At 72.3% G+C, this 20,744-nt stretch carries 25 protein-coding genes; 9 read left to right on the top strand and 16 right to left on the bottom strand.

The genetic code is table 11. From position 1 onward, the window contains the following. Positions 1-86 precede the first annotated feature (86 nt). From LNK82_RS27030 to LNK82_RS27010, 5 genes are all read right to left on the bottom strand, one after another. Positions 87-497, bottom strand: a complete 411-nt coding sequence (locus LNK82_RS27030) for a hypothetical protein (RefSeq protein ID WP_230569812.1) — start codon at positions 495-497, stop codon at positions 87-89. Between the two features lie 175 nt (positions 498-672). Next, on the bottom strand, positions 673-1,437 hold the full coding sequence (locus tag LNK82_RS27025; protein ID WP_230569811.1) for an ABC transporter permease: 765 nt from the start codon (positions 1,435-1,437) through the stop codon (positions 673-675). A gap of 10 nt (positions 1,438-1,447) precedes the next feature. Next, the gene (locus LNK82_RS27020; protein WP_230569810.1) at positions 1,448-2,770 is read right to left on the bottom strand and encodes an MFS transporter; all 1,323 of its coding nucleotides are present in this window, start codon (positions 2,768-2,770) and stop codon (positions 1,448-1,450) included. Between the two features lie 4 nt (positions 2,771-2,774). Next, on the bottom strand, positions 2,775-3,203 hold the full coding sequence (locus LNK82_RS27015; protein ID WP_230569809.1) for a MarR family winged helix-turn-helix transcriptional regulator: 429 nt from the start codon (positions 3,201-3,203) through the stop codon (positions 2,775-2,777). Positions 3,204-3,287: 84 nt separating this feature from the next. Next, positions 3,288-4,793, bottom strand: a complete 1,506-nt coding sequence (locus LNK82_RS27010; protein ID WP_230569808.1) for an NCS2 family permease — start codon at positions 4,791-4,793, stop codon at positions 3,288-3,290. A gap of 108 nt (positions 4,794-4,901) precedes the next feature. On the opposite strand from LNK82_RS27010, the gene LNK82_RS27005 reads away from it, so the two are divergent. Further along, positions 4,902-5,171, top strand: a complete 270-nt coding sequence (locus LNK82_RS27005) for a DUF2530 domain-containing protein (RefSeq protein WP_230569807.1) — start codon at positions 4,902-4,904, stop codon at positions 5,169-5,171. A 446-nt stretch (positions 5,172-5,617) separates the two neighbouring features. On the opposite strand, the gene LNK82_RS27000 is transcribed toward LNK82_RS27005, so the two are convergent. Then, complete coding sequence (locus LNK82_RS27000; protein ID WP_230569806.1) at positions 5,618-8,446, bottom strand: sacsin N-terminal ATP-binding-like domain-containing protein; 2,829 nt, start codon at positions 8,444-8,446, stop codon at positions 5,618-5,620. After that, positions 8,443-9,213: a DUF3027 domain-containing protein gene (locus tag LNK82_RS26995; protein ID WP_230569805.1), complete on the bottom strand. Its 771-nt coding sequence runs from the start codon at positions 9,211-9,213 to the stop codon at positions 8,443-8,445. Before LNK82_RS26995 ends, LNK82_RS27000 begins: the two co-directional genes overlap by 4 nt. A 73-nt stretch (positions 9,214-9,286) precedes the next feature. Here LNK82_RS26995 and LNK82_RS26990 point away from each other — a divergent pair, with 73 nt between their 5' ends. Genes LNK82_RS26990 through LNK82_RS26975 form a run of 4 tightly spaced genes read left to right on the top strand, consistent with a single transcriptional unit; the run spans position 9,287 to position 13,072 of the window. Continuing rightward, on the top strand, positions 9,287-10,030 hold the full coding sequence (locus LNK82_RS26990) for a glutaminyl-peptide cyclotransferase (RefSeq protein ID WP_268997162.1): 744 nt from the start codon (positions 9,287-9,289) through the stop codon (positions 10,028-10,030). An 18-nt stretch (positions 10,031-10,048) separates the two neighbouring features. Beyond that, the gene (locus tag LNK82_RS26985; protein WP_230569803.1) at positions 10,049-10,951 is read left to right on the top strand and encodes a threonine ammonia-lyase; all 903 of its coding nucleotides are present in this window, start codon (positions 10,049-10,051) and stop codon (positions 10,949-10,951) included. A 25-nt stretch (positions 10,952-10,976) separates the two neighbouring features. Further along, positions 10,977-12,584 (top strand): MFS transporter, encoded by a 1,608-nt coding sequence (locus tag LNK82_RS26980; protein WP_372470664.1) that lies wholly within the window; start codon positions 10,977-10,979, stop codon positions 12,582-12,584. Positions 12,585-12,595: 11 nt separating this feature from the next. Then, on the top strand, positions 12,596-13,072 hold the full coding sequence (locus LNK82_RS26975; protein ID WP_230569801.1) for a DUF2771 family protein: 477 nt from the start codon (positions 12,596-12,598) through the stop codon (positions 13,070-13,072). Positions 13,073-13,244: 172 nt separating this feature from the next. Here the strand turns inward: LNK82_RS26975 and LNK82_RS26970 are convergent, their stop codons facing one another. Next, the gene (locus tag LNK82_RS26970; protein ID WP_123744351.1) at positions 13,245-13,631 is read right to left on the bottom strand and encodes a cold-shock protein; all 387 of its coding nucleotides are present in this window, start codon (positions 13,629-13,631) and stop codon (positions 13,245-13,247) included. Positions 13,632-13,789: 158 nt separating this feature from the next. Here LNK82_RS26970 and LNK82_RS26965 point away from each other — a divergent pair, with 158 nt between their 5' ends. Beyond that, positions 13,790-13,981 (top strand): hypothetical protein, encoded by a 192-nt coding sequence (locus LNK82_RS26965; protein ID WP_230569800.1) that lies wholly within the window; start codon positions 13,790-13,792, stop codon positions 13,979-13,981. Here the strand turns inward: LNK82_RS26965 and LNK82_RS26960 are convergent. After that, positions 13,947-14,591, bottom strand: coding sequence for an HAD family hydrolase (locus tag LNK82_RS26960; protein ID WP_230569799.1), 645 nt, complete (start codon positions 14,589-14,591; stop codon positions 13,947-13,949). The genes LNK82_RS26965 and LNK82_RS26960 overlap by 35 nt on opposite strands. Before the next feature lie 36 nt (positions 14,592-14,627). Here LNK82_RS26960 and LNK82_RS26955 point away from each other — a divergent pair, with 36 nt between their 5' ends. Next, a complete protein-coding gene (locus LNK82_RS26955) occupies positions 14,628-15,170 on the top strand; it encodes a TetR/AcrR family transcriptional regulator (RefSeq protein ID WP_230569798.1) in 543 nt (180 codons plus the stop codon). 3 nt (positions 15,171-15,173) lie between these two features. Here LNK82_RS26955 and LNK82_RS26950 read toward each other — a convergent pair whose 3' ends face one another. Both LNK82_RS26950 and LNK82_RS26945 read right to left on the bottom strand, forming a co-directional pair. Beyond that, positions 15,174-15,434 (bottom strand): hypothetical protein, encoded by a 261-nt coding sequence (locus LNK82_RS26950; RefSeq protein ID WP_230569797.1) that lies wholly within the window; start codon positions 15,432-15,434, stop codon positions 15,174-15,176. A gap of 2 nt (positions 15,435-15,436) precedes the next feature. Continuing rightward, positions 15,437-16,411, bottom strand: coding sequence for a Gfo/Idh/MocA family protein (locus LNK82_RS26945; RefSeq protein ID WP_230569796.1), 975 nt, complete (start codon positions 16,409-16,411; stop codon positions 15,437-15,439). Positions 16,412-16,443: 32 nt separating this feature from the next. Here LNK82_RS26945 and LNK82_RS26940 point away from each other — a divergent pair, with 32 nt between their 5' ends. Next, positions 16,444-16,818 (top strand): YccF domain-containing protein, encoded by a 375-nt coding sequence (locus LNK82_RS26940; protein WP_230569795.1) that lies wholly within the window; start codon positions 16,444-16,446, stop codon positions 16,816-16,818. Between the two features lie 42 nt (positions 16,819-16,860). Here LNK82_RS26940 and LNK82_RS26935 read toward each other — a convergent pair whose 3' ends face one another. Both LNK82_RS26935 and LNK82_RS26930 read right to left on the bottom strand, forming a co-directional pair. Next, positions 16,861-17,244, bottom strand: coding sequence for a VOC family protein (locus LNK82_RS26935; RefSeq protein ID WP_230569794.1), 384 nt, complete (start codon positions 17,242-17,244; stop codon positions 16,861-16,863). Positions 17,245-17,313: 69 nt separating this feature from the next. Further along, positions 17,314-18,105, bottom strand: a complete 792-nt coding sequence (locus tag LNK82_RS26930; RefSeq protein WP_230569793.1) for a metallophosphoesterase — start codon at positions 18,103-18,105, stop codon at positions 17,314-17,316. 154 nt (positions 18,106-18,259) lie between these two features. On the opposite strand from LNK82_RS26930, the gene LNK82_RS26925 reads away from it, so the two are divergent. Further along, a complete protein-coding gene (locus LNK82_RS26925; protein ID WP_230569792.1) occupies positions 18,260-18,604 on the top strand; it encodes a hypothetical protein in 345 nt (114 codons plus the stop codon). On the opposite strand, the gene LNK82_RS26920 is transcribed toward LNK82_RS26925, so the two are convergent. The 3 genes from LNK82_RS26920 to LNK82_RS26910 all read right to left on the bottom strand — a co-directional run bounded on the left by LNK82_RS26920 (position 18,509) and on the right by LNK82_RS26910 (position 20,667). Next, positions 18,509-19,246, bottom strand: a complete 738-nt coding sequence (locus LNK82_RS26920; protein WP_230569791.1) for a maleylpyruvate isomerase family mycothiol-dependent enzyme — start codon at positions 19,244-19,246, stop codon at positions 18,509-18,511. The two genes, LNK82_RS26925 and LNK82_RS26920, sit on opposite strands and share 96 nt — an antisense overlap. 131 nt (positions 19,247-19,377) lie before the next feature. After that, on the bottom strand, positions 19,378-20,184 hold the full coding sequence (locus LNK82_RS26915; RefSeq protein WP_230569790.1) for an HAD-IIA family hydrolase: 807 nt from the start codon (positions 20,182-20,184) through the stop codon (positions 19,378-19,380). 18 nt (positions 20,185-20,202) lie between these two features. Then, positions 20,203-20,667 (bottom strand): MarR family winged helix-turn-helix transcriptional regulator, encoded by a 465-nt coding sequence (locus LNK82_RS26910; RefSeq protein WP_230569789.1) that lies wholly within the window; start codon positions 20,665-20,667, stop codon positions 20,203-20,205. Between the last annotated feature and the right edge of the window lie 77 nt (positions 20,668-20,744).

Below are 20,744 nucleotides of genomic sequence, written 5' to 3'. Positions count from 1 at the left end.
CGATTCGCGCGTTCGGGTGATCTTCGCGCCCCGACCACCAGGGCCGCCGCCACCCAAAATAGCAGGTCAGCGCCCCAATCACCGACTCAACGCCGCCGACCCGCCTTCAACGGAGCGACGTCGGCGCCGTCGTGGGAGCTGCGGCACTCGTCGGGCGTCACCGCCTCGACCGCCAGGGTCAGCATGCCCTTCACCCCGGTGTAGATGCTCTCGCCCGCCGACGCCAGCGACGTGTGCACCCGGTTCGAGTCGGAGAAGTCCCGCTCGTCCTTCGTGCGCTTCTTCCCGGCCTCCTCGGGCTTGGTCGCGCTGCGCAGGTTGACCTCCAACCACGCGGCCACCTCGGCGGGCGTGGTCAGGACCTCCTCCGGCGTGCGCTCCAGCCGCTCGGCGCGCGGGGAGGCGTGGTCGAGGGACGTGTGCTCCACATAAGCGTGCCAATGCGTGTTGCGCAGTGACCACGTCTGCTCGACCGGCCAGTCCTCCTCGGTGCCCATGCGCCTATCTTGCCAGGGCCCGCGCGTCCAACGTGTGGTCAACCCCCACAGCCCCCGGATTCCCCACCCGCGCCCAACCGGTACGACGAGGCCCCGCCACCCGGCGGTACGACCGGGAGGCGGGGCCTCGTCTGTTCCCGAACTGACTGCCGCTCCCACCACGAAGCGACGAGCGTTAGGTTAGCCTAACTTCACCGACCACACCAGTCCTGCGCACGAGACCGCGCGCGACCAGCTCGACGACCACCGCGATCGCCACCGCCTCGACCGCCAGCAGCGCCAGCAGCACGACGAGCTGCAACGCGCCCGCCTGCCACACCGGCGCGCCGCCGAGCAGCATCCCGACGAACGCGCCGGGCAACGTCACCAGACCGACCGTCCGGGTCTGGTCCAACGCCGGGATCAACGCCTCCGCGGCCGGCCCCCGCACCAGCTCCCGCACCGCCACCGGCTCGGCGAACCCCAGCGCCAACGCCGCCTCGAACTCGCCGTGCCGGTCCCGCAACGTGTCCAACGCCCGCCGCACGGACAACGTGGTGGCGGTCATCGCCCCACCGATGAGGATCCCCCCGACCGGCACCAGCGCGATCCCCCGCAACGGCACCAGGCCGCTCGCCACCAGCGCCACCAGCGCCGGCACCGTCCCGCCGAGGATCGCCGCACCCACCCACGCGCCACGCCGCCCGGTCTTCGTGCGGGCCGCCGACGTCCCCGTCGCCACGCCCGCCATCACCACCAGGAACGCCGCCGTCAGCGGCAACGACGCCAGCACCACCGTGATCACCGCGGACACGGCGGCCAGCTGCGCCGTCGCCCGCACGGCCGCCCGGACCACGGGCCGGGGCGACGCCAACCGCGCCCACCACACCACGGCGCCCGCGACGGCGGTGAAGATCAGACAGACGACGAGCAGCCGGACCCAGTCCGTTGCGATGACCACCGGACCATTGTCAGACGCGGGCGCGGCGGCGCAGGCCCAAGCGGTGCGTCGGCAGCCTCACGCCATCCCGCCGGGCCAGCACGACGCCGCCGACCACGGCCGCCAGGATCGACACCACGCCGCCGACGACCAGCGGCGCCCGCGCGGTGAAGTGCTCGGCCAGCCAGCCCATCACCGGGCCGCCCAGCGGGTTGCCGCCCAGGAACACCAGCATGTACAGGCCCATGACCCGGCCGCGCATGGCGGGCGACACGGCCAGCTGCACGGTCGCGTTGGCGGTCGTCGTGAACGTCATCATGGCGATGCCCACGGGGATCAGCGCCAGCCCGGCCAGCCACATCGTGGGCATCAGCCCGACCACGACCTCCAGCACGCCGAACGCCAGCGCGCCCAGGATCAGCAGCCTCAGCCGCGGCTTGCCGCGCGCGCTGCGCTTGGCCGCCAGCGTCGCGCCGGCCAGCGTGCCGACCGCGAGCAGCGTCGAGAGCAGGCCGTAGGCGGAGGCGTCGCCGCCGAACGTGTTGCGCGCCAGCACGGCCAGCGTGACGTAGAAGTTCAGCCCGAACGTGCTGATGAAGAACACCAGGCACAGCAGGATCACCAGGTCGGCGCGCTTGCGCACGTACCGCAGGCCTTCCCGCAGCTGACCCTTCTCGCGCGGCACGGGGTCGCCGCGGTGCAGTTCGGCGGCACGCATCAGCAGCAGCCCGCCCAGCACGCCGAGGAAGCTGATCGCGTTGATCAGGAACACCCAGCCCGTGCCCACGAAGATGATCATCACGCCGGCGACGGCCGGGCCGACCATCCGGGCCAGGTTGAACGTCATCGCGTTCAACGCCACCGCGTTGGTGAGCTGGTCGCGACCGACCATCTCGACCACGAAGCTCTGCCGCACCGGCGTCTCCACCGCGGACACCGCGCCGAGCAGCAGGCACAGCAGGTAGACGTGCCACAGCTCGACCACGCCCGTGACGTCGAGCAGGCCGAGCGTCAGCGCGCAGAGCCCGAGGCCGGTCTCCAGCACGAGCAGCAGCTTGCGCTTGTCCATCCGGTCGGCGAGCACGCCCGCCCACAGCGACAGGAACAGCGTGGGCGCGAACTGCAGCGCCGCCGCGATGCCGAGGGCGACCGGCGAGCCGTCGGACAGCTCCAGCACCAGCCAGTCCTGCGCGACGCGCTGCATCCACAGCCCGACGAGCGAGACGACCTGGCCGGAGGCGTAGAGGCGGTAGTTGCGCACGCGGAGCGAGCCGAACATGCGCTTGCGCGGCGGGGGTGCGGCTGGGTTGCGTTCGACCTGGTCCGTCTCTGCCCCACCCGCGTACGCCGGCACTTCGTTACTGCCCCGCCATCCTGTCGATGATCTCGGCGGCCCGCGACAGCGTGCCCCGGTCCTCCGGTGTCAGCTCGGCCAGCCGCTTGTCCAGCCAGGCTTCGCGCGCGGACACCTCTTCGTTGATGTAGCTCAGCCCCGCCTCGCTCAGCTCCACGATGGCCTGCCGGCCGTCGGTGGGGTGGGGGCGGCGCGTGGCGAACCCGTACTCCTCCAGGGCGGCTATCACCCTGGTCATGGACGGTGGCTGGACGCCTTCCTTGGCGGCCAGCTCGCCCGGCGTCAGGGGTCCGCACTTGTGCAGCGTCGACAGCGCGGACACCTGGGTGAGCGAGATCGCGGAGTTCACCCGCTGCGCGCGGAGCCTCCGGTTGAGCCGGACGACGGCCAGTCGCAGCCGGCTCGCCAGTCCCGCTTCAGCCTCGGTCTCCACGTAGTTAGCATACCTCACGATCTCGTCGCCCGTCGAAGAGGAGTTGCCCGGAATCGCCCGGAAGTCGCCCGGGAGTCGCCCGCCTCAGCCAGCGAGCGCGGCCTGGATCGGTCCCATCGCGAAGTAGACGACGAACGCCGCCGCCACGACCCACATCAGCGGGTGCACGCTGCGCGCACGCCCGGTGAGCGCCCGCAACACCACGTAGCTGACGAAGCCCGCGCCGATGCCGTTCGCGATCGAGTACGTGAACGGCATGATCACGATGGTGAGGAACGCGGGCAGGCCGACGGAGAAGTCGGCGAAGTCGATCTCCTTGATCTGCATGATCATCAGCGCGCCGACGACGACCAGCGCGGGCGCCGCCGCCTCGATCGGCACCACCGCGTACAGCGGGGTGAGGAACATGGCGCCCAGGAACAGCAGCCCGGTGACGATGTTCGCCAGGCCGGTCCGCGCGCCCTCCGCGATGCCGGACGCCGATTCGATGAAGACCGTGTTGGACGACGAGGACGCCGCACCGCCCGCGACCGCGCCCAGGCCGTCCACGAACAACGCCTTGGACACGCCCGGCAGCTGGCCGTCCTTGCCGATGACGCCGGCTTCCTTGCCGAGGCCGGTCATCGTGCCGACGGTGTCGAAGAAGTCCGTGAGCACCAGCGTGAACACCAGCAGCGCGGCGGTCAGCGCGGGCACCCGCGTCCACGCGCCGAACGACACGTCGCCCAGCAGGGAGAGGTCGGGCAGCCCGAAGACCTGCTCGGGCAGGCCGGGGTAGCCGAGGTTCCAGCCGGTCGGGTTGGTGCCCTGCGACGGGCCTGCCTTGACGATCGCCTCGATCACGATGGACAGCACGGTCGCCGCCAGCACGCCGATCAGGATCGCGCCCTTGACCTTGCGCGCGACCAGGATGCCGGTGACCACCAGGCCGACCACGAACACGAACGTCGGCCACGACGCGATGGACCCGTTGATGCCGAGCCCGACCGGCACGGTGGTGCCCGCCGCGTCCGGCAGCCGGCGCACGAACCCGGCGTCGACCAGGCCGATGAAGCAGATGAACAACCCGATGCCGACCGCGATGGCCGCCTTGAGCTCCGCGGGCACCGCGTTGAACACGGCCGTGCGGACGCCCGTGACGACCAGCAGCAGCACCACCAGGCCGTTGACCACGACCAGGCCCATCGCTTCGGGCCAGGACATCTGCGGCACGATCGTGACGGCCACGAACGAGTTGATGCCCAGGCCCGTGGCCAGCGCGAACGGGTAGTTGGCGACGAGTCCGAAGAGGATCGTCATGACGCCCGCCACCAGCGCCGTCACCGCCGCGACCTGCGGGATGGTGAGGATGTTGCCGAGCACGTCGACCTTCGCGGAGGGGTCGTCGGCGGCGAAGCTGCCCAGGATCAGCGGGTTCAGCACGACGATGTAAGCCATGGTCACGAACGTGACGAGCCCACCGCGCACCTCCCGCCCGACCGAGGAGCCGCGTTCGGAGATCTTGAAGAACCCGTCCAGCTTGGACCGGGCCGGCGGCTTGGGCGGCGTCGGCGGCGGCGTCTGAGCGGCGGGTGTCCCGGCGGTGGCCATCTCATCTCCTCGATCGGTGGTGCGGAGCAGGCAGCGCGTGCCGTGCTCGTGCGTGCGGAGCAGGCAGAGCGTGCCCTACTCGTGTTTCGGGCGAGTAGCCTGCCCGACGTGGCCGAACAGGACGCAACACCCCTCCCACCCCCGCCCCCGCTTCCACCGAAGCTGGCCGATCCCGTGCCCGCGATCGTGGCCGGGACCGCCCTGTGGCTGCTGGCGCTCGTCGGGGTGCTGCTGCTCGCCCGCGACCAGACCGTCCTGGTGTGGACGTGCCTGTCCGGCGGTGTGCTGGGGATCATCGGCTACGGCATCTTCACCTGGCAACGGTCCGCCGCGCGCCGCGGCAGCCGCACCGCCCAGCACGGCCAGGGCCTGGAGTGAGCGGGAGCGGCAGCCTGGCCAACCTCGGCTGAGCGTGAGCGACATCGCACAGCCCTGGCACCCGCGCTCGGCGCACGCCGGCCGCGCTCGGCCCACACCCGGTCCGCACGAGCCGCGTCGGCTGCGCTCGGCCGCACCAGCAAGCACCGGCCACCGCCGCCCGCTGCCCAACGCCCGCCGTCGGTCGCCGCTGGCCCGTACCGGCCGACCACCATGCCCGCCAACCGCCGCTCGCACCACTGCGGCCCGTCGACCACCGCTCGCGTCGGCCGAGAGCGGCGGACGGCTGGCGGTCGACGGATCCCGACCGACACTGGGGGCCGGGGCGCCGCGCCTCCCTCTTTTCCGGCAACAAATCCGGGATTTCCATTCATCCCCGGAGCGGCTGCCACGATCGGGTGATCTTGGCGGCCCGGCCGGTCGGCCCCGTCGATCAGCCCCGTCGGTCAGCCCAGCAGCACGGCGGGCGTCGGGTCGGCGATCAGCGCGGCGAACGTGTGCCGATCATCCCAGCGACCCGTCGTCCACGCCAACGCACGCGCTAAGCCCTCGGGCGTGTCGGCGGCATGCACGACCGAGTCGTCCACCCACCACGACACCGAGTGCTCCCCACCCTCGGCCGTCACGACAAGATCGTCGTGCACGACCAGCGAACCGTCCGGCAGGTCGACACCGAGCAGGTCGCACGCCAGCCGCACGGCACCGAGCTCCGACCAGATCACCTCGTCACCCTCGCCGACCACCGCACCGGACACCTCCTCCGACGCCAACGGCAGCGCCAGCAGCTCGGCCAGCTCCCCCGCCGCCCCGGACGACGCCAGCACCTGGGCCGGGGGCAGCACGCCGAGCAACCACGGCAGGTCCAGCACCAGCACGTCGTCCGCCGGCTCGGCGGCACCGGTCAGCACCCGCACCCGGTCCGGCGGCTCGACGCTCACCGACTCCGCCACCTCGGCAAGCGTTGCGTGCACGCGCAGCACGAGGGCATCGGACAGCTTGCGCGCCGGATCACCCAACCGCGCGATCAAATCCGTGACGTCGTCGGAGTCCACCACGCTCAACGACGTGCGCACCCCGGCGGCGGCCAGCACGTGCGGCGGCAGCCCGATCGACGGCACCACGTCGTACAGGCCCTCCAGCCCGTCCGCGTCCGGCAGCCGCCAGGACCCCAGTGGCACGCCGTCGATCGTCGCGTAACGGGCCAGCCACCAGCCCGTGTAACCGTCCGGCTCGCTCACCGCACGCCACGCCACCGGGTCGGCGGCCATCATCGCCAACGCCTGCGGCCACTTGTCCCGCGCCACCAGGTCCAGGTCACGGATGCCGAGCACCCGCGTCGGCGGCACGTCGAACGCGTCCCACCAGTACCCCTCGTCGGCCAGGTCGTGGTCGGGCTCGGTGGGCGAGTCGTCCTCCACCACGGTGAACCCGTCGATCACGCCGACGTCCGTCAGCACCGACCGGGGCCACTCGGCCGCCACCTCGGAATCCAGCACGCCGAACGGCGCGTCGGACTCCAGCACGGCCAGCAGCGCCGAGTCCGGCAGCACGAGCTCGTCCGCGCGCCGCCACTCACCGTCCGCCGACGGCAACGCCAGCTCCGACAGCCACGGCCGCCCGCCGGCCCGCGACACCAGCCGCAGCACGGTCCGCATCAACTCCGGACCGTCCAGCGCGGGGTCGTCCAGGCTCCGGTGCACGGCCTCGCGCACCGCGTCGGAGTCCAGCAGCTCCGCCGGACCGGCCTCGGTCGCGCCCAACCTCACCAGCAACGGGTGCGCCGCCTCGGGGTGCGCGATCCGCAGCCCGGGCACCGAGAACAGCTCCGTGTCCGTGCCGACCAGCACCCCGCGCGGGCTGCTCACGAGCCGCCCGTCCACCAGCGGCACGGGCAGGCCGCCCATCGCCTCGCGCGCGGTCGAGTCGACGTCCGCGACGGGCGACAGCGCGTCGTACACCTGGTGCCACCACGACGGGTCGCCGCCGACACCGGCCAGCGCGGAGACCACTTCGGACACACCGAGCCGCGGCACTTCCAGCGCCGCCAACGCCTTCGCGTGCGGCGGGAGCGTCAGCTCGTAGTCCAGCAGCCCGGGGATCACGTCCTCCAGCAGCTCGACCAGCTCGAACGACGCCAGGTCCAGCACCTTCGCCGCCGACGGCGCGGCCCACTCGCCGTCCGCCAGCGGCAACCACGACGCCGACCGCAACGCCGCCAGCACACCGGTCCGCAACCGATCGTCCACTTCGGACAACGGGAACCCGGGCAGCGGCACCAGCGACGTCCGCTCGACCGCCGGCAGCTTCGCCACCAGCTCCGGGTACGCCGACGCGGCCCGCTCCAGCACGAACGACGCCGCCGCGCCCGCCAGCACCCGCCGCCGCGACGGCTCGACCGGCAACGTCGCGATCAACCGCGCGGGCAGCGACAGCTTCTCGTCCGTCGGCGTCGGCGCGTGCAGCACGTCGCCTGCCAGCGGCTCGTCCATCGGCCACGCCCAGCACGCGGACCACTGCGGCCGCGACTCGACCCCCGCGACCAGCGCCGCCGGCAGCTCGCCACCGACCCGGTGCACCAGCCACCGCTGCGCCCCGCCGGGCCCGGTCAGCACCACCACGCCGTCGGCCTCGGACCGCTCCCACGCCTCCGCGCCGACCTCGACCCGCCGCAACCCCGGCAACGCCAGCAACAGGTCGGGCACCTGCACCGCGAACTCCGCGAGCAGCGCAGGACCGTCGACCTTCAACGGCAACCGCACCTCGGTGTCGAACCCGTCGGGGACATCCGTCTCGTCCGACGGCCACACCAACCGCAGCACCGGCACGTCACCGCCGCGCGCGGACGCCAGCGACGGCACCGCCTCGCGCGTGCGGGACGCCGAGAACGCCACCGCACCGCTGCGCGACACCACCCGAGGCTCGTCGGTCACCGCCAGCACGGCCGCGAAGCCCACGCCGAACTGGCCGACCGTGTCCGCGGCCTTCGACGACGCGCGCAACGACGCCAGCGCCGCCACGCCCGCCGCGTCCAGCGGCGCCCCGGTGTTCGCCGCGCGCAGCTCACCGTCCACAACGGACAGTCGCAGCACACCGGGCGCGTCACCGGCCGCGTCGGAGGCGTTCTGCGCCAACTCCACCAGCAGCCGGTCGCGGTACCCGCCGAGCCTCAGGTCCTCCTCGGCGTTGGCGTCCTCCCGGAACCGCGTGGGCGAGCCGCGCCACGCCGCCAGCACCGACTCGCGCAGCGCCTCGGTGCCGAACGGGTCCGCGCTCACTTCCCGCTCTCGGAGTTGGCCTCGACGTCGAGCACCGCGTCGTCGTAGACGACCTCGGCGACCGGCACCAGCGGACCGCCCTCGACCTCGACCTCGGAGTGCGCGCCGCACCCGTACTCCACGTGCACGACGTGCCCGTCGGCCGGCGTCATCTCGTTCGCGCACACCCCGTAGGCGGCGCCGAGCGACCCGGCGAGACGGGTGTAGAAGCCGCACGTGCCGCAGGTGGCGGGCGCGCTGCGGGCCATCTCGCTGCGCGGCCCGAAGTCACCGCCGTGCCAGCGCTGGGCGGCGTCGAGCACGCCCTCCCGCGACAGCACGCGCACGCGGCCGAGCCCGACCTCCAGGGCGACCTCCTCGACCGCCGGGTCGTCCGAGCCGACGTACCCCGGCGCGAGGCGCGGGTCGTCCTCGGGCGCGGGCAGCAGGTCGCCGACACCGAGGTCGCCGGCCCGCACGCGCTCGTGCCACGGCACCCACTCGGGCGCGACCAGGGCGTCCTCGCCGGGCAGCAGCACGACCTCGCTGACCGACAGCGGCGTGCCGGGGCCCGCGAACGCGACCGTGACGGCCCAGTTCCAGCCCTGGTAGCCGGCGTGGTCGGCCTCGAACAGGTGCGTCGCGGACACCGCGTCCTCGGCGACCGCGCCCACGTGGTCGCCGACGCGCTCCGCGCCCGCCTCCTCTTGCGCGGCGGCTCGGGCGAGCCGGACTGCCGCTGGGTCGGCGAGCGCTGGATCGGGCTGGCGGGTCGGCGTGGCGGTCACGGGGTGAATTGTGCCGCACGTCCGCACGGCCCCGCGCACACGTGCCACCCTTTCGGACGTGCGGTGGCTCCTGATGGCGGCGGTCTTCGTCTTGTCGGCGGCGTGCACCACCCCGCCGAGCGGTCCAACGGGCGGTCCGACCCGGGTCGAAGTGCTGGGCACGGTGCCCCACGACACCGGCGCGTTCACCCAGGGGCTGGAACTCGTGGACGGCGTCCTCTACGAGGGCACCGGCCTGGAGGGGCAGTCCTCGCTGCGCCGGCTCGACCCCTCCACCGGTGAGGTCGAACAGCGCGTCGACCTGCCCGAACCCCTCTTCGGCGAGGGCATCACGGTCGTCGACGACCGGATCTGGCAGCTCACGTGGCGGGACGGCGTGGCCATCGAGCGGGACCGGGACACGCTCGAGGAGGTGAGACGCGTCACGTACGAGGGCGAGGGCTGGGGGCTGTGCCGCGACGGCGGCCGGCTGGTGATGAGCGACGGCACCGACGAGCTGGCGTTCCGCGACCCGACCTCCTTCGCCGAGACCGGCACGGTCGCCGTCCGCCGCGACGGGCAGCCGGTCCCGTTGCTCAACGAGCTGGAGTGCGTCGACGGCCAGGTGTGGGCCAACGTGTGGCAGACCGACGAGGTGGTGCGCATCGACCCGGCGAACGGCCAGGTCACGGCCACCGTGGACCTCAGCGGGCTGCGGCCGGCCGACGTGCCGAAGACCGACGTGCTCAACGGCATCGCGGCCGTGCCGGGCACCGACGAGTTCCTCGTCACCGGCAAGAACTGGCCGACGATCTTCCGGGTCCGGTTCACCCGGTAGTGACCTACGGTCTCGCACGTGGACATCGACCTCGACAACATCGCCCGCGCCGCCGAGACCATCGACCCCGTCTTCCGCGGCACACCGCAGTACGTCGACGAGCAGCTCGGCACCGCCCTGGGCCGCCGGGTGCTGATCAAGGTCGAGACGGTCAACCCGCTGCGCAGCTTCAAGGGCCGCGGCGCGGACTTCATGGGCGCGACCCTGCCGCCGGGGCGCCCGGTCGTGTGCGCGTCGGCGGGCAACTTCGGCCAGGCCGTGGCCTACGTCGGCCGCAACCGCGGCTTCCCGGTCGAGGTCTTCGTCTCCCGGGCCGCCGTCCGCGACAAGGTCCGCCGGATGAAGTCCCTCGGCGCCTCCGTGATCGAGGTCCCGGGCGACTTCACCGCCGCCAAGGACGCCGCCCGCGACCACGCCCAGCGCGTCGGCGCGATCTTCGTCGAGGACGGCCGCGACGTCGCCATCACCGAGGGCGCGGGCAGCATCGCCGTCGAGCTCCTCCGGGCCTGCCGGTTCGACACGGCGGTGGTCCCCGTCGGCGACGGCGCCCTCATCACCGGCATGGCCCGGTGGATCAAGGAGCACTCGCCGGACACCCGCGTCGTCGGCGTCTGCGCCGAGGGCGCGCCGGCCCTGGCCCGCGCCTGGGCGGGCCGCCCGGTGGCCGACACGCCCATCGACACCATCGCGGACGGAATCGCCGTCCGCGTCCCCGTGCCCGCCGCCATCCCCCGCCTGCGTGCCCTCGTCGACGACATGCTCCTGGTGCCCGACGACGCCATCCGAGACGCGATGGCGCTGGCCCAGCGCACGCTCGGCCTCGTGCTCGAACCGGCGGGGGCCGTCGGCCTGGCCGCGATCGCCGTGGCCGACCTCCCGGGCGAGACGATCGCCACCGTGCTCACCGGCGGCAATGTGTGAGACAGCCCGCACCGGGTGAGGCAGGATTGAACACGTGACACCCCCTCGGCCGGAAGACCAGTCGCGGCGGTACCCGTGGGAGGACGACGAGTACAAGCCGCGGACCCGGCCGTACCCGACTCCGGGCTCACCCCCACCACCCGACCCACCCCGGCAGGACCACCGCGACCCACGCGGCAACCGCGATCCACGTGACCAACGCGAATCGGCCCGCTTCACCCCACCGCCGGCCCCACCCCCGACCTCACCCCCGGACGCCGACAAACCGACGGTCCCGACCCTGCCGAAGAAGCTGACCGTCACGCGCGTGGCGTGGTTCCGCACCCGGCAGCTCAGCAGCCAGGCGCTGGCCGCGTTCCGCAAGGCCGCGCACGCCGACGGCGCCAAGCAGTCCGGCCTGTCCTCCCTCACCTACGCGGTGATGCTGAACTACGCCGCCGACGCGGCGATGGCCGTCGCCCTGGCCAACACCTTGTTCTTCTCCGCCGCGTCCGGCGAGAGCCGGGGCAAGGTCGCGCTCTACCTGCTGATCACCGTCGCGCCGTTCGCCCTGGTGGCGCCCGTCATCGGCCCCGCCCTGGACCGCATCCAGCACGGCAGGCGGGTGGCGCTGGCCGCGTCCTGCGTGATCCGCGTCTTCCTGTCCATCGCGATGGCGCTGAACTTCGACAACTGGGGCCTCTACCCGGCGGCGCTGGGCAGCATGGTGCTCTCCAAGTCGTTCACGGTCCTCAAGGCCGCGATCACACCCCGCGTGCTGCCCCGTGAGATCACGCTGTCCAAGACGAACGCCCGGATGACCGTGTTCGGCCTCGCGGCCGGTGGCGTCTTCGGCGCGGTCGCGGCCGGCTTCGCGAACCTCTTCGGCTCACCGGGCGCCCTCTGGTTCACCGCCGCTCTCTGCCTGGTCAACGCCTTCTACTGCCTGCGCATCCCGTCGTGGGTCGAGGTCACCGAGGGCGAGGTCCCCACCTCGCTGCGCGCCAAGCCGCAGAAACCGAAGCGGCAACCACTCGGCCGCTCGGTCGTCGTCGCGCTCTGGGCCAACGGCTCGATCCGCATGCTGACCGGTTTCCTGATGCTCTTCGCCGCCTTCGTCGTCCGCGCCCAGACCGAGGGCGACGCCCTCATGCAGGTCCTCCTGCTGGGCGTCATCGCCGCCGCGGCCGGCATCGGCAGCTTCCTCGGCAACGCCGTCGGCGCACGACTGCACTTCGGCGCCCCGGACCAGGTGGTCATCGGCTGCCTCACCACCGCGCTGGCCGTGGTCGTCGTGGCCGCCGTCTTCCCCGGCCTGGTCACGGCCGCCGCCGTCGGCCTGGTCGGCGCCACCGCCAGCTCGCTCGCCAAGGTGTCCCTCGACGCGGTCATCCAGGACGACGTCCCCGACGAATCCCGGGCCTCCGCCTTCGGCCGCTCGGAAACCATCCTCCAGCTGGGCTGGGTCTTCGGCGGCGCCCTCGGCGTCCTGCTGCCCACCGAGTACTGGATCGGCTTCACCGTACTGGCCGTCCTGCTCGCGGTGGGCCTGGCGCAGACCATCCAGACCAAGCGGGGCACGACTCTCATCCCGGGTCTGGGCGGCGACCGCCCACTGCGGCCCGCACCCGTCGTGCCCAGGCCGGGCACGTAGGCTCGACCGCCGTGCGCCGAGTCCTGATCCCCGTGTCGCTCCTGGTCCTAGCCGGTTGCGCGGCGGCACCCACCAACCCCGAGGTGACGTTCCACGCCGACGGCAAGACGATCAACGTCCAGCCGACCCAGTACTGCGACCTGCACTCGGAGAACTGCGACGTGGCCCCGGACGCCGTCGGCGTGCTGCGCGTCCGCCCGGGCAAGCCGGTCCAGATCTCCGTGCCGGGCGACCTGGCCGACACCGCCTGGTCGGTCAAGTTCACCTACCGCAACGCCCAGGGCGAACCGCAGGAACCACTGCGAAGCCGCCTCTTCACCGAACGCGACCCGAAGTACGCCTACACCCTCGTGCTCCCGAACCCCGACGACCAGCTCGAAAGCGTCGAGGTCCAGCAGTACGGCGCACGCATCGAGGCAGGCACCACCGGCGCGTTCGACTTCGTCGCCCGGGGCACCTGGGTCCTCTCAGTCGACGACCGCCACTGACCCATTACAACGGACCCGCCACATCCCCACCGAGGCCCGATTCGACATGGGTTCGGGTCCTTCAGGCTGGTCGAACCCATGTCAAATCGAGCCGGACTTGAGCGAGCAGTCAATCGAGCCGGACTTGACCACCACACCTCGAGCCGGCCTCACCACCGCCCATCGAGCCGGCCTACGGATCCAACTCCCGCGCGACCGCCCGAACCACCTCTGCGATCAACTTCGTGTTCTTCCGCTCCGGGTACCGCCCCCGCCGCAACTCGGGCTGCACCTTGTTCTCCAGGAGCTTGATCATGTCCTCGATCAGGCCGTGCAGCTCCTCGGCGGGCCGACGACGGGCCTCCGCCACCGACGGCGCGGGGTCGACCAGCCGGACCGACAACGCCTGCGGACCGCGCCTGCCCTCGGCCATGCCGAACTCGATCCGCTGACCGGCCTTCAAGCCCTCGACACCCGGAGGCAGCGCGGATTTCCGCACGTAGACGTCTTCGCCACCATCCTGTGTGACGAAGCCGAAGCCCTTCTCCGAGTCGTACCACTTGACCTTGCCGGTCGGCACCGTTCTCACCAATCCTTATGCGATCACACGACGAACGCGCCCCGGGCGTGCCCAAGGCGCGTCCCACCAGACTATCCAGAACACCACCGCCGGGGCACCTCCGATCGCGCGACTACGCCACCCCCGGCCCCGCCCGCACCCGCGACTACGCTTCAGCCATGTCGACCTCGAAGCTGATGCCACCGGCTGTGGCGTTGTTCGCGCTCGGCGTGGCGGCCATCGTCGCGATGTTCATCGCCGGCGAACGCGGCCTTCCCGCCTGGGTGTTCGCCGCGGGCTGGCTGCTCGCCCCCGCGGGTCTCGCGCTGGGCGTGTTCAGCGCGGTGCGGAGCGCCCGGCCCCGGCGCTGAGCCGGTCGACGTTCGCCCGGAGCCACCCCGGGAACTCCGTCAGGTCCGCCAGCACCACGTCCGCGCCCTCGGCCGCCAACTCCTCGGCGTCGCACGGCCCGCTCACCACCGCGACGGCCACCGCTCCGGCCGCCTTCGCACCGCGCACGTCACCCACGTGGTCGCCCACGTACACCGCCGCGCCGTGCGCCTTCAACGCCTCGGCCTTGCCGGTCGACCACAGCTCGCCGAACAGGTGATCCACTTCCCAGTCCAGCGCCGCCAGGTGCAGCGCCGCGTTGGCCCGGTACTTGCCGGTGACCACGATCGTCGTCCCGCCCAGCTCACGCACCGCCGCAAGCGCTTGCGCCGCGCCCGGCAGGGCGACCGTGGCCGGGATGACGACCTCCGGGTACAGCTCGCGGAACCGGGCGATCAACCCCGGGATGTCCTCTTCGACCACGCCGAAGTCGCGGTAGATCATGTCCAGGGGCGGGCCGAGGTTGGCCGCGAAGTGGGCCCCGTCCAGCGGGTAGCCGCTCTCCGCCGCGACCGCGTCCATCACGGCGGCCATGCCCGGCCTGGGGTCGATCAACGTCATGTCCAGGTCGAAACCCACGGTCAAAGGCACGGTTCGCACCCTATTCGCTGTGCAAAGCTTTGCGCCGTGACGGAACTCACCCGGGCGCTGCTCGACGCGGCGGTGGAGCTGATCGCGGCGCACGGCTCGCGTGGCCTGCGCATGGCGGAGGTCGCCGCCAAGGTGGGCGTGAGCAGGCAGACCGTCTACAACGAGTTCGGCAACAAGGAACGGCTCGTGCAGGCCGTGGCGCTGCACAAGACCGCCGAGTTCCTCGACGGCGTGCGCAGGGAGCTGGCGAGCACGTCCGACCCCTTGGAGGGCCTGCGGCGCGGCATCAGGTTCGCGTTCGACCTGGCCACCCGGGACGAGCTGGCCAAGTCGGTGCTGGGCGGTGCGAACGCCGAGGACATGCTGCCCCTGCTGACCACCAAGGGGCGACCGGTCCTGACGTTCGCCACCTCGGTGTTCGCGCAGCACATCCGCAAGCACTGGCCGGCGATGCCGGACGCGCGCGTGCACCTGATCGCGGACACGATCGTGCGGGTCGCGTTGAGCCACCTGCTCACGCCCGGCAGCCGCCGCGTCGACGCGGTGGTCCTGGTGACCGAAGCCCTGCTGCCCGGCTGACCGTCACCGACGCGCCGCGCCCTTCCTCACGCCGCCCTTCCCGGCACCGACCTTCACGCCGCCCTTCCCCGCACCGACCTGCCTCGGCACGACGACCCGCGGCACGACGACCCGGCGCGCGTCCGCCCGTCGCGGCGCCTCGCGCCTGCGCACCGCCACGGTCCGCACCGGCTCGTCGCTCCCCGCGCCCCGCCGCGAGAGCACGACCACACCCGCCGCGCCCACGAGCCCGGCCACCGCCGCGAGCACCCACTTCTTGCCCATGATCAACCCACCGCCACGTCGTCGTAGTCCAGGCCCACCCGCTCGGCGGCCCTGGTGAGGGTGCGCAGGATCGCCAACGACTCGTCGGGCCGCATGGACGGGCTCTCCGTCTCACCCGCCAGCACCCGGTTCACGACCTCGCGCAGCTGTGGAACGTACCCCGCGCCCTCCTGCTCGTGCCGGTGCTCCACCCCGTTGACCACGATCCGGCTCGGGTTGAACAACGCCTCCGGCAGCTCGACCAGGCCGCGCGTCCCGTACACGACCGCGCCGGACTTCAGCGGGCTGACCAACGACGACCCCAGCAACGCGTGCGCGCCGCCCTCGTAGCCGAGCAGCATCCCGATCTCGGCGTCCACGCCGTCGACCATCCGCCCGTGCGCGTGGACCGTCTCCGGCTCGCCCAGCAGCAGGTGCGCGAACGACACCGGGTAGATCCCCAGGTCGAACAACGACCCGCCGCCCAGCGCCTTGTTCCACAGCCGGTGCGCCGGGTCGTGCTCCAGCGTGAAGCCGAAATCCGCCCGGACCGACCGGACCTCGCCGATCTCGCCGTTCGCGACCAGCTCCGCCATCCGCACGATCAGCGGGTTGAACCTGGTCCAGATGGCCTCCATGAAGAACAGGCCGCGCTCGCGCGCCAGGTCCACCACGTCCTGCAGCTCGCGCAGGGTCAGCGTGGCGGGCTTCTCGCACAGCACGTGCTTGCCCGCCTCCAACGCCGCGCGGGTCACCGCGTGGTGCTGGACGTGCGGGGTCGCCACGTAGACGACGTCCACGTCCGGGTCGGCCAGCAGGTCGGCGTAGTCGCCGTACGCGCGCGGGATCCCGTGCTTGGCCGCGAAGGACTCGGCCTTGGGCAGGGCGCGCGACGACACCGCGAGCACCTCGACGTCGGGCAGCAGGCGGAGGTCACCGGTGACGACGTCGGCGATGCCGCCGGTCGCCACGACACCCCAGCGGAGTTTGTTCAGCACGGGACGGGAGCTTAATCGGGCAAGATGGACGCGTGAGGCTCATCCTGAACCTGATCTGGCTGGTCCTGAGCGGCTTCTGGCTGGCCGTCGGGTACGTGGTCGCCGGCGTGGTGTGCTGCGTGCTGATCATCACCATCCCGTGGGGGCTGGCGTCGTTCCGCATCGCGAACTACGCGCTGTGGCCGTTCGGGCGCACGGTCGTCGACCGGCCCGGCGCCGGCGCGCCGTCCCTCATCGGCAACGTCGTGTGGATCATCGTCGCGGGGATCTGGCTGGCCATCGGCCACGTGGTGACCGGCGTGCTGCTGTGCGTGACGATCATCGGCATCCCGCTCGGCGTGGCGAACTTCAAGATGGTGCCGGTCTCGCTGATGCCGCTGGGCAAGGAGATCGTCGCCGCCCCCTGACCAGCCGAGCCGACCGACTCGGCCGACTGAGCCCCGACCTGCTCAGCCGATCACCTCGTGCAGGCACAGCACGTTGCCCTCGCTGTCGTGGAACCACGCCGCCTTCTCCGACCCGAGCACGGCGACGTGGTTCACCGTCTTCAGCTCGGGCAGGTCGTAGTCCTCGAACCTCACGCCGCGCCGTTCCAGCTCGCCCATCTCGGCGTCCAGGTCGTCGACCTCGAAGCTGAGCACGGTGTGCCCGGTCTGCGCGCCCTCCTCGGCGGGCATGAGGCCGAGCACGTCGCCGCGGCCGAGCTCGAAGAGGCGGGTGCCGTCGTCACCACCGCCCATCGGCGTGAGGCCGAGCTGGTCGGCGTAGAAGTGGGACGCCCGGTCCGAGTCGGTCACGGGCAGGATCGTCGTGGTCCGCGTCGCGGTGAGCATGGCGCTCCTCCTTGCGGGTGGAGCCCTCGGGGTGGGGACTCTTGCTGTGCGGGTGGGGCAATGCTGCGCCTACTCCGCCTGGTCCGCAACCAGTTGGACGACCAGGCACGGACCTCCGCTGTAGAGACCCGCGTCCACCGCCAGCACCTTGTCGTCGGCGTACCGCAGCGGGCCGTCGATCTCCTCCGGCGGCACGCCGAGCTGGTCGGCGATGACGCTGTGCCCGTGCACCACCTCGTGGCCGCCGAGCACCTCGAGCAACTCGCCCGCCACCACCGCGCCGTCCGGCCCGCGGAACGCGTAGCGGGTGGTCATCTTGCGCCAGCACTCCCACCAGTGGTCCAGGTCGTCGCCCTTCAGCACGTCCCACACCGCCTCGTTGACCTCGTCGATCGTGTCGCCCCACTCGAGGTAGGCGAGGGTGTCGGAGTGCATCAGCAGGTGCCCGTCGACCTCGGTGAGCACGCGGCGGGAGGTCAGCCACTCGATGTGGGCGTCGGTGAGCCGGTCCTGGTCGCTGCGCAGGCCGCCGTTGAGCAGCCAGCTGCGGGCGAAGCTGCGGGGGGTCGGCGCGCCGGGCACGTTGCGGTCGCCGAACCGGTGCATGCCCAGGAGCAGCACCTCGTGGTTGCCGATGAGCGCGTCGACCTGGCCGCCGCTCTGCTCGGCCAGCCGCATCACGAACTCGATCACCCCGATCCCGTCGGGGCCGCGATCGACGAAGTCGCCGAGGAACCACAGCTCCGCGTCACCGCCGCACCAGTCACCGTCGGCGTCGACCAGGCCCGAGGCGTGCAGGGCGCGGGTCAGCTCGGCGAGGTGCCCGTGCACGTCGCCAACCACGAAGAGCGGTCTTTCCACACCTGCGACGATAAGCGACGCGGGGGTGTGGTGCGCAAAAGTCGATCAGCGCCCGGCCCGGAGGCTTCGGCCGCACCACCGCGAACCTCACCCGTCAGGGTGAGATCCGGGTGGATCGCCGTGACGAAAGCCGACCGGCGGGCTCTCACCGACCATGAGAGAGCACCTGGAACAGGTCGCCGGCGAACTGGACGAGGCGATGGTCGCGGTGGCCGCGCGGGCCGGCACGACCTGGCACCCGTGGCAGCACATCGAGTGGCTGCGCCTCCAGGCGGACCTGCTGGACCGCCTGGGCGCGGCGTTCGGCGGCCCCGGCTCGTGCCGCGCCGAACTGCTGCGCGACCGGGCCGAGCGCATGGCCGACCGGATCAACGGCATGCCCTCCGCGGAGGGCGGCTTCCCCTCACGCCAGCTTGGGCCACCCGAGCAGCGCGTCCACCTTCGCGCGGTCGCCCGCCACGGTCACGTCCTCCACCACGAGCCGCCGCCACAGCAGTAGGTACAGCTGCTCGGCCGTGCCGCTGACGCGGACGTCCGCCGTGCCCTCGGCCAGCCGCGCCGGCCTCGCCGACCCGTCCGTGCCCAGCAGCCACGTGGCGCCGGTGTCGGTCGCCGCCAGCTCCAGCACCAGGGGCCCGCCCTCCCATTCCTTGCCGTTGAGGAAGCGCAGGAGGAACTCGTCCACCCCGTCCGCCGCCAACTCGGCCGGGATCGGCTCGAGCGCGCCCACCGCCTGCTGCGCGTCCCAGCAGTGCACGACCACCTCGTGCGCCTGCCGCGACGCCAGCGCCAACGCCGTGTCGCGCTTCTCCTCGTTCCAGAACACCCACACCGGCGCGTCCGGCCCGGCGACGCGCAGGTAGTCCTCCTGCACGGCGACGAACCGGGCGCTGATCTCCCGCCACCCCTCGACCCGGTCGGGCCCCGTGTCGGCGGCCAGCCGGGCCGCCTCCTCGTCCGGGTACGCGCCCTTCGCCAGCACGACCGCGGTCCACCAGGACTGGACCTCCGCCATGTGCGCGACCAGGTCGTCCACCGTCCAGCCCGGACAGCTCGGCACGGGTAAGCCGAGGTTGCCGGCGACCGCCTTGGTGAAGGACCCGCTGTACTGCTCGATGACCGCCAGGTGATTGATTCCCATGACCGATCACGCTAGCGCCGATTACCGACGGTTCCGACACGTCCGCACGCCGGGGTCGATCACCGGACCGACCCCGACCGGGGCCCGCGAGCCGGCCCCCATCCGCGAGGCTCGACCCGCATCCCGCGAGCTCAGCCCTCGTCCGCGAGCCCGTCCGGGAACGGGTCGGCCGAGTGGCCGACCAGGTCCGCGATCGACTTGACCACCCGCGTCGGCCGGTACGGGTACAGCTCGGCCGTCGACTCCGTCGAGATCCCCGTGAGCACCAGGATCGTGCGCAACCCGGCCTCCAGGCCGGACCGCACGTCGGTGTCCATCCGGTCGCCGATCATCAGCGTGCTCTCCGAGTGCGCGCCCAGCGCCCGCAGCGCCGACCGCATCATCAGCGGGTTCGGCTTGCCGACGTAATAAGGCGCACGGCCCGACGCGCGCTCGATCAGCGCGGCGATCGAGCCGGTCGCGGGCAGCGAGCCCTCCCGGGACGGGCCGGTGGCGTCCGGGTTCGTCGCGATGAACCGCGCGCCCTCCTCCACCAGCCGGATCGCCTTGGTGATCGCGGTGAAGCTGTAGGTGCGGGTCTCGCCGAGCACCACGTAGTCCGGGTCGCGGTCGGTCAGCACGTACCCGATCTCGTGCAGCGCCGTGGTCAGGCCGGCCTCGCCGATCACGTACGCCGAGCCGCCCGGCCGCTGCGAGTCGAGGAACTTCGCGGTGGCCAGCGCGGAGGTCCAGATCGCGGCCTCCGGCACCTCCAGGCCCGTGCGGGCCAGGCGGGCCCGCAGGTCGCGCTGGGTGTAGATGGAGTTGTTCGTGAGCACCATGAACGGGATGTCGTTCGCGGTCAGCTCGGCGACGAACTCGCTCGACCCCGGGATCGGGTGCTCCTCGTGCACGAGCACGCCGTCCATGTCCATCAGGTAGTTCCACTGAGCGGCCATGGCGGACATGCTGCCGGCTCAGGCCTCGACCACGCGTCGCCGGAACGTTTCGATGAGCGCCTGGTTGTAGCGCTCCAGCACGTCCCGCTCCTCCGGCGTGAAGCGCGACAGCACCTCGCGCAGCGTCTCCCGCGCGCCGACGAAGAGGTGGTCGAACCTGCCGCCGTCCGCCGCGGTGACCTCGACCAGCACCTTGCGCCGGTCGTGCGGGTCGCGGACCCGCCGCACGTACCCGGCGCGCTCCAGCCGGTCGATCACGCCGGTCACCGCGCCGGTGGACAGCCCGGACAGCTCGGCGATCTTGCCCGCGGTGATCGGGCCCCGCGCCCGCACGGCCAGGTCCAGGCACTTCTCGTCGGTCGGCGACAGGCCCATCCGCTCGGCCACCCGGGTGTGGAAGAGGACGGTGAGCGCGCTGGTCTCCCGCGCGTAGACGCTGAACCGCTCCAGCACGTCCGCGGGCACCTCGTGCTCACTGCTCATGTCAGGCAACTTAGCGTTCCGGCCCGAAGTTCCGGCGAACGTGTCCGGCATCTTCGCCCAACTCACCGCGCGCCGCC

This window comes from Saccharothrix luteola, assembly GCF_020859565.1.
Taxonomy (GTDB): Bacteria; Actinomycetota; Actinomycetes; order Mycobacteriales; family Pseudonocardiaceae; genus Actinosynnema; species Actinosynnema luteola.
Note: the sequence above shows the minus strand (reverse complement) of the source record. Positions and strands in the feature narration are given on the sequence as shown.

Excerpts from the sequence above, each read along its gene's own strand:
- LNK82_RS26965 (WP_230569800.1), top strand. The coding sequence starts at position 13,790 with ATGTCGACCTCGAAGCTGATGCCACCGGCTGTGGCGTTGTTCGCGCTC.
- LNK82_RS26925 (WP_230569792.1), top strand. The coding sequence starts at position 18,260 with ATGAGAGAGCACCTGGAACAGGTCGCCGGCGAACTGGACGAGGCGATG.
- LNK82_RS26920 (WP_230569791.1), bottom strand. The coding sequence starts at position 19,246 with ATGGGAATCAATCACCTGGCGGTCATCGAGCAGTACAGCGGGTCCTTC.
- LNK82_RS26935 (WP_230569794.1), bottom strand. The coding sequence starts at position 17,244 with ATGCTCACCGCGACGCGGACCACGACGATCCTGCCCGTGACCGACTCG.
- LNK82_RS27010 (WP_230569808.1), bottom strand. The coding sequence starts at position 4,793 with ATGGCCACCGCCGGGACACCCGCCGCTCAGACGCCGCCGCCGACGCCG.
- LNK82_RS26950 (WP_230569797.1), bottom strand. The coding sequence starts at position 15,434 with ATGGGCAAGAAGTGGGTGCTCGCGGCGGTGGCCGGGCTCGTGGGCGCG.
- LNK82_RS27030 (WP_230569812.1), bottom strand. The coding sequence starts at position 497 with ATGGGCACCGAGGAGGACTGGCCGGTCGAGCAGACGTGGTCACTGCGC.
- LNK82_RS26915 (WP_230569790.1), bottom strand. The coding sequence starts at position 20,184 with ATGGCCGCTCAGTGGAACTACCTGATGGACATGGACGGCGTGCTCGTG.
- LNK82_RS26990 (WP_268997162.1), top strand. The coding sequence starts at position 9,287 with ATGGCGGCGGTCTTCGTCTTGTCGGCGGCGTGCACCACCCCGCCGAGC.
- LNK82_RS26910 (WP_230569789.1), bottom strand. The coding sequence starts at position 20,667 with ATGAGCAGTGAGCACGAGGTGCCCGCGGACGTGCTGGAGCGGTTCAGC.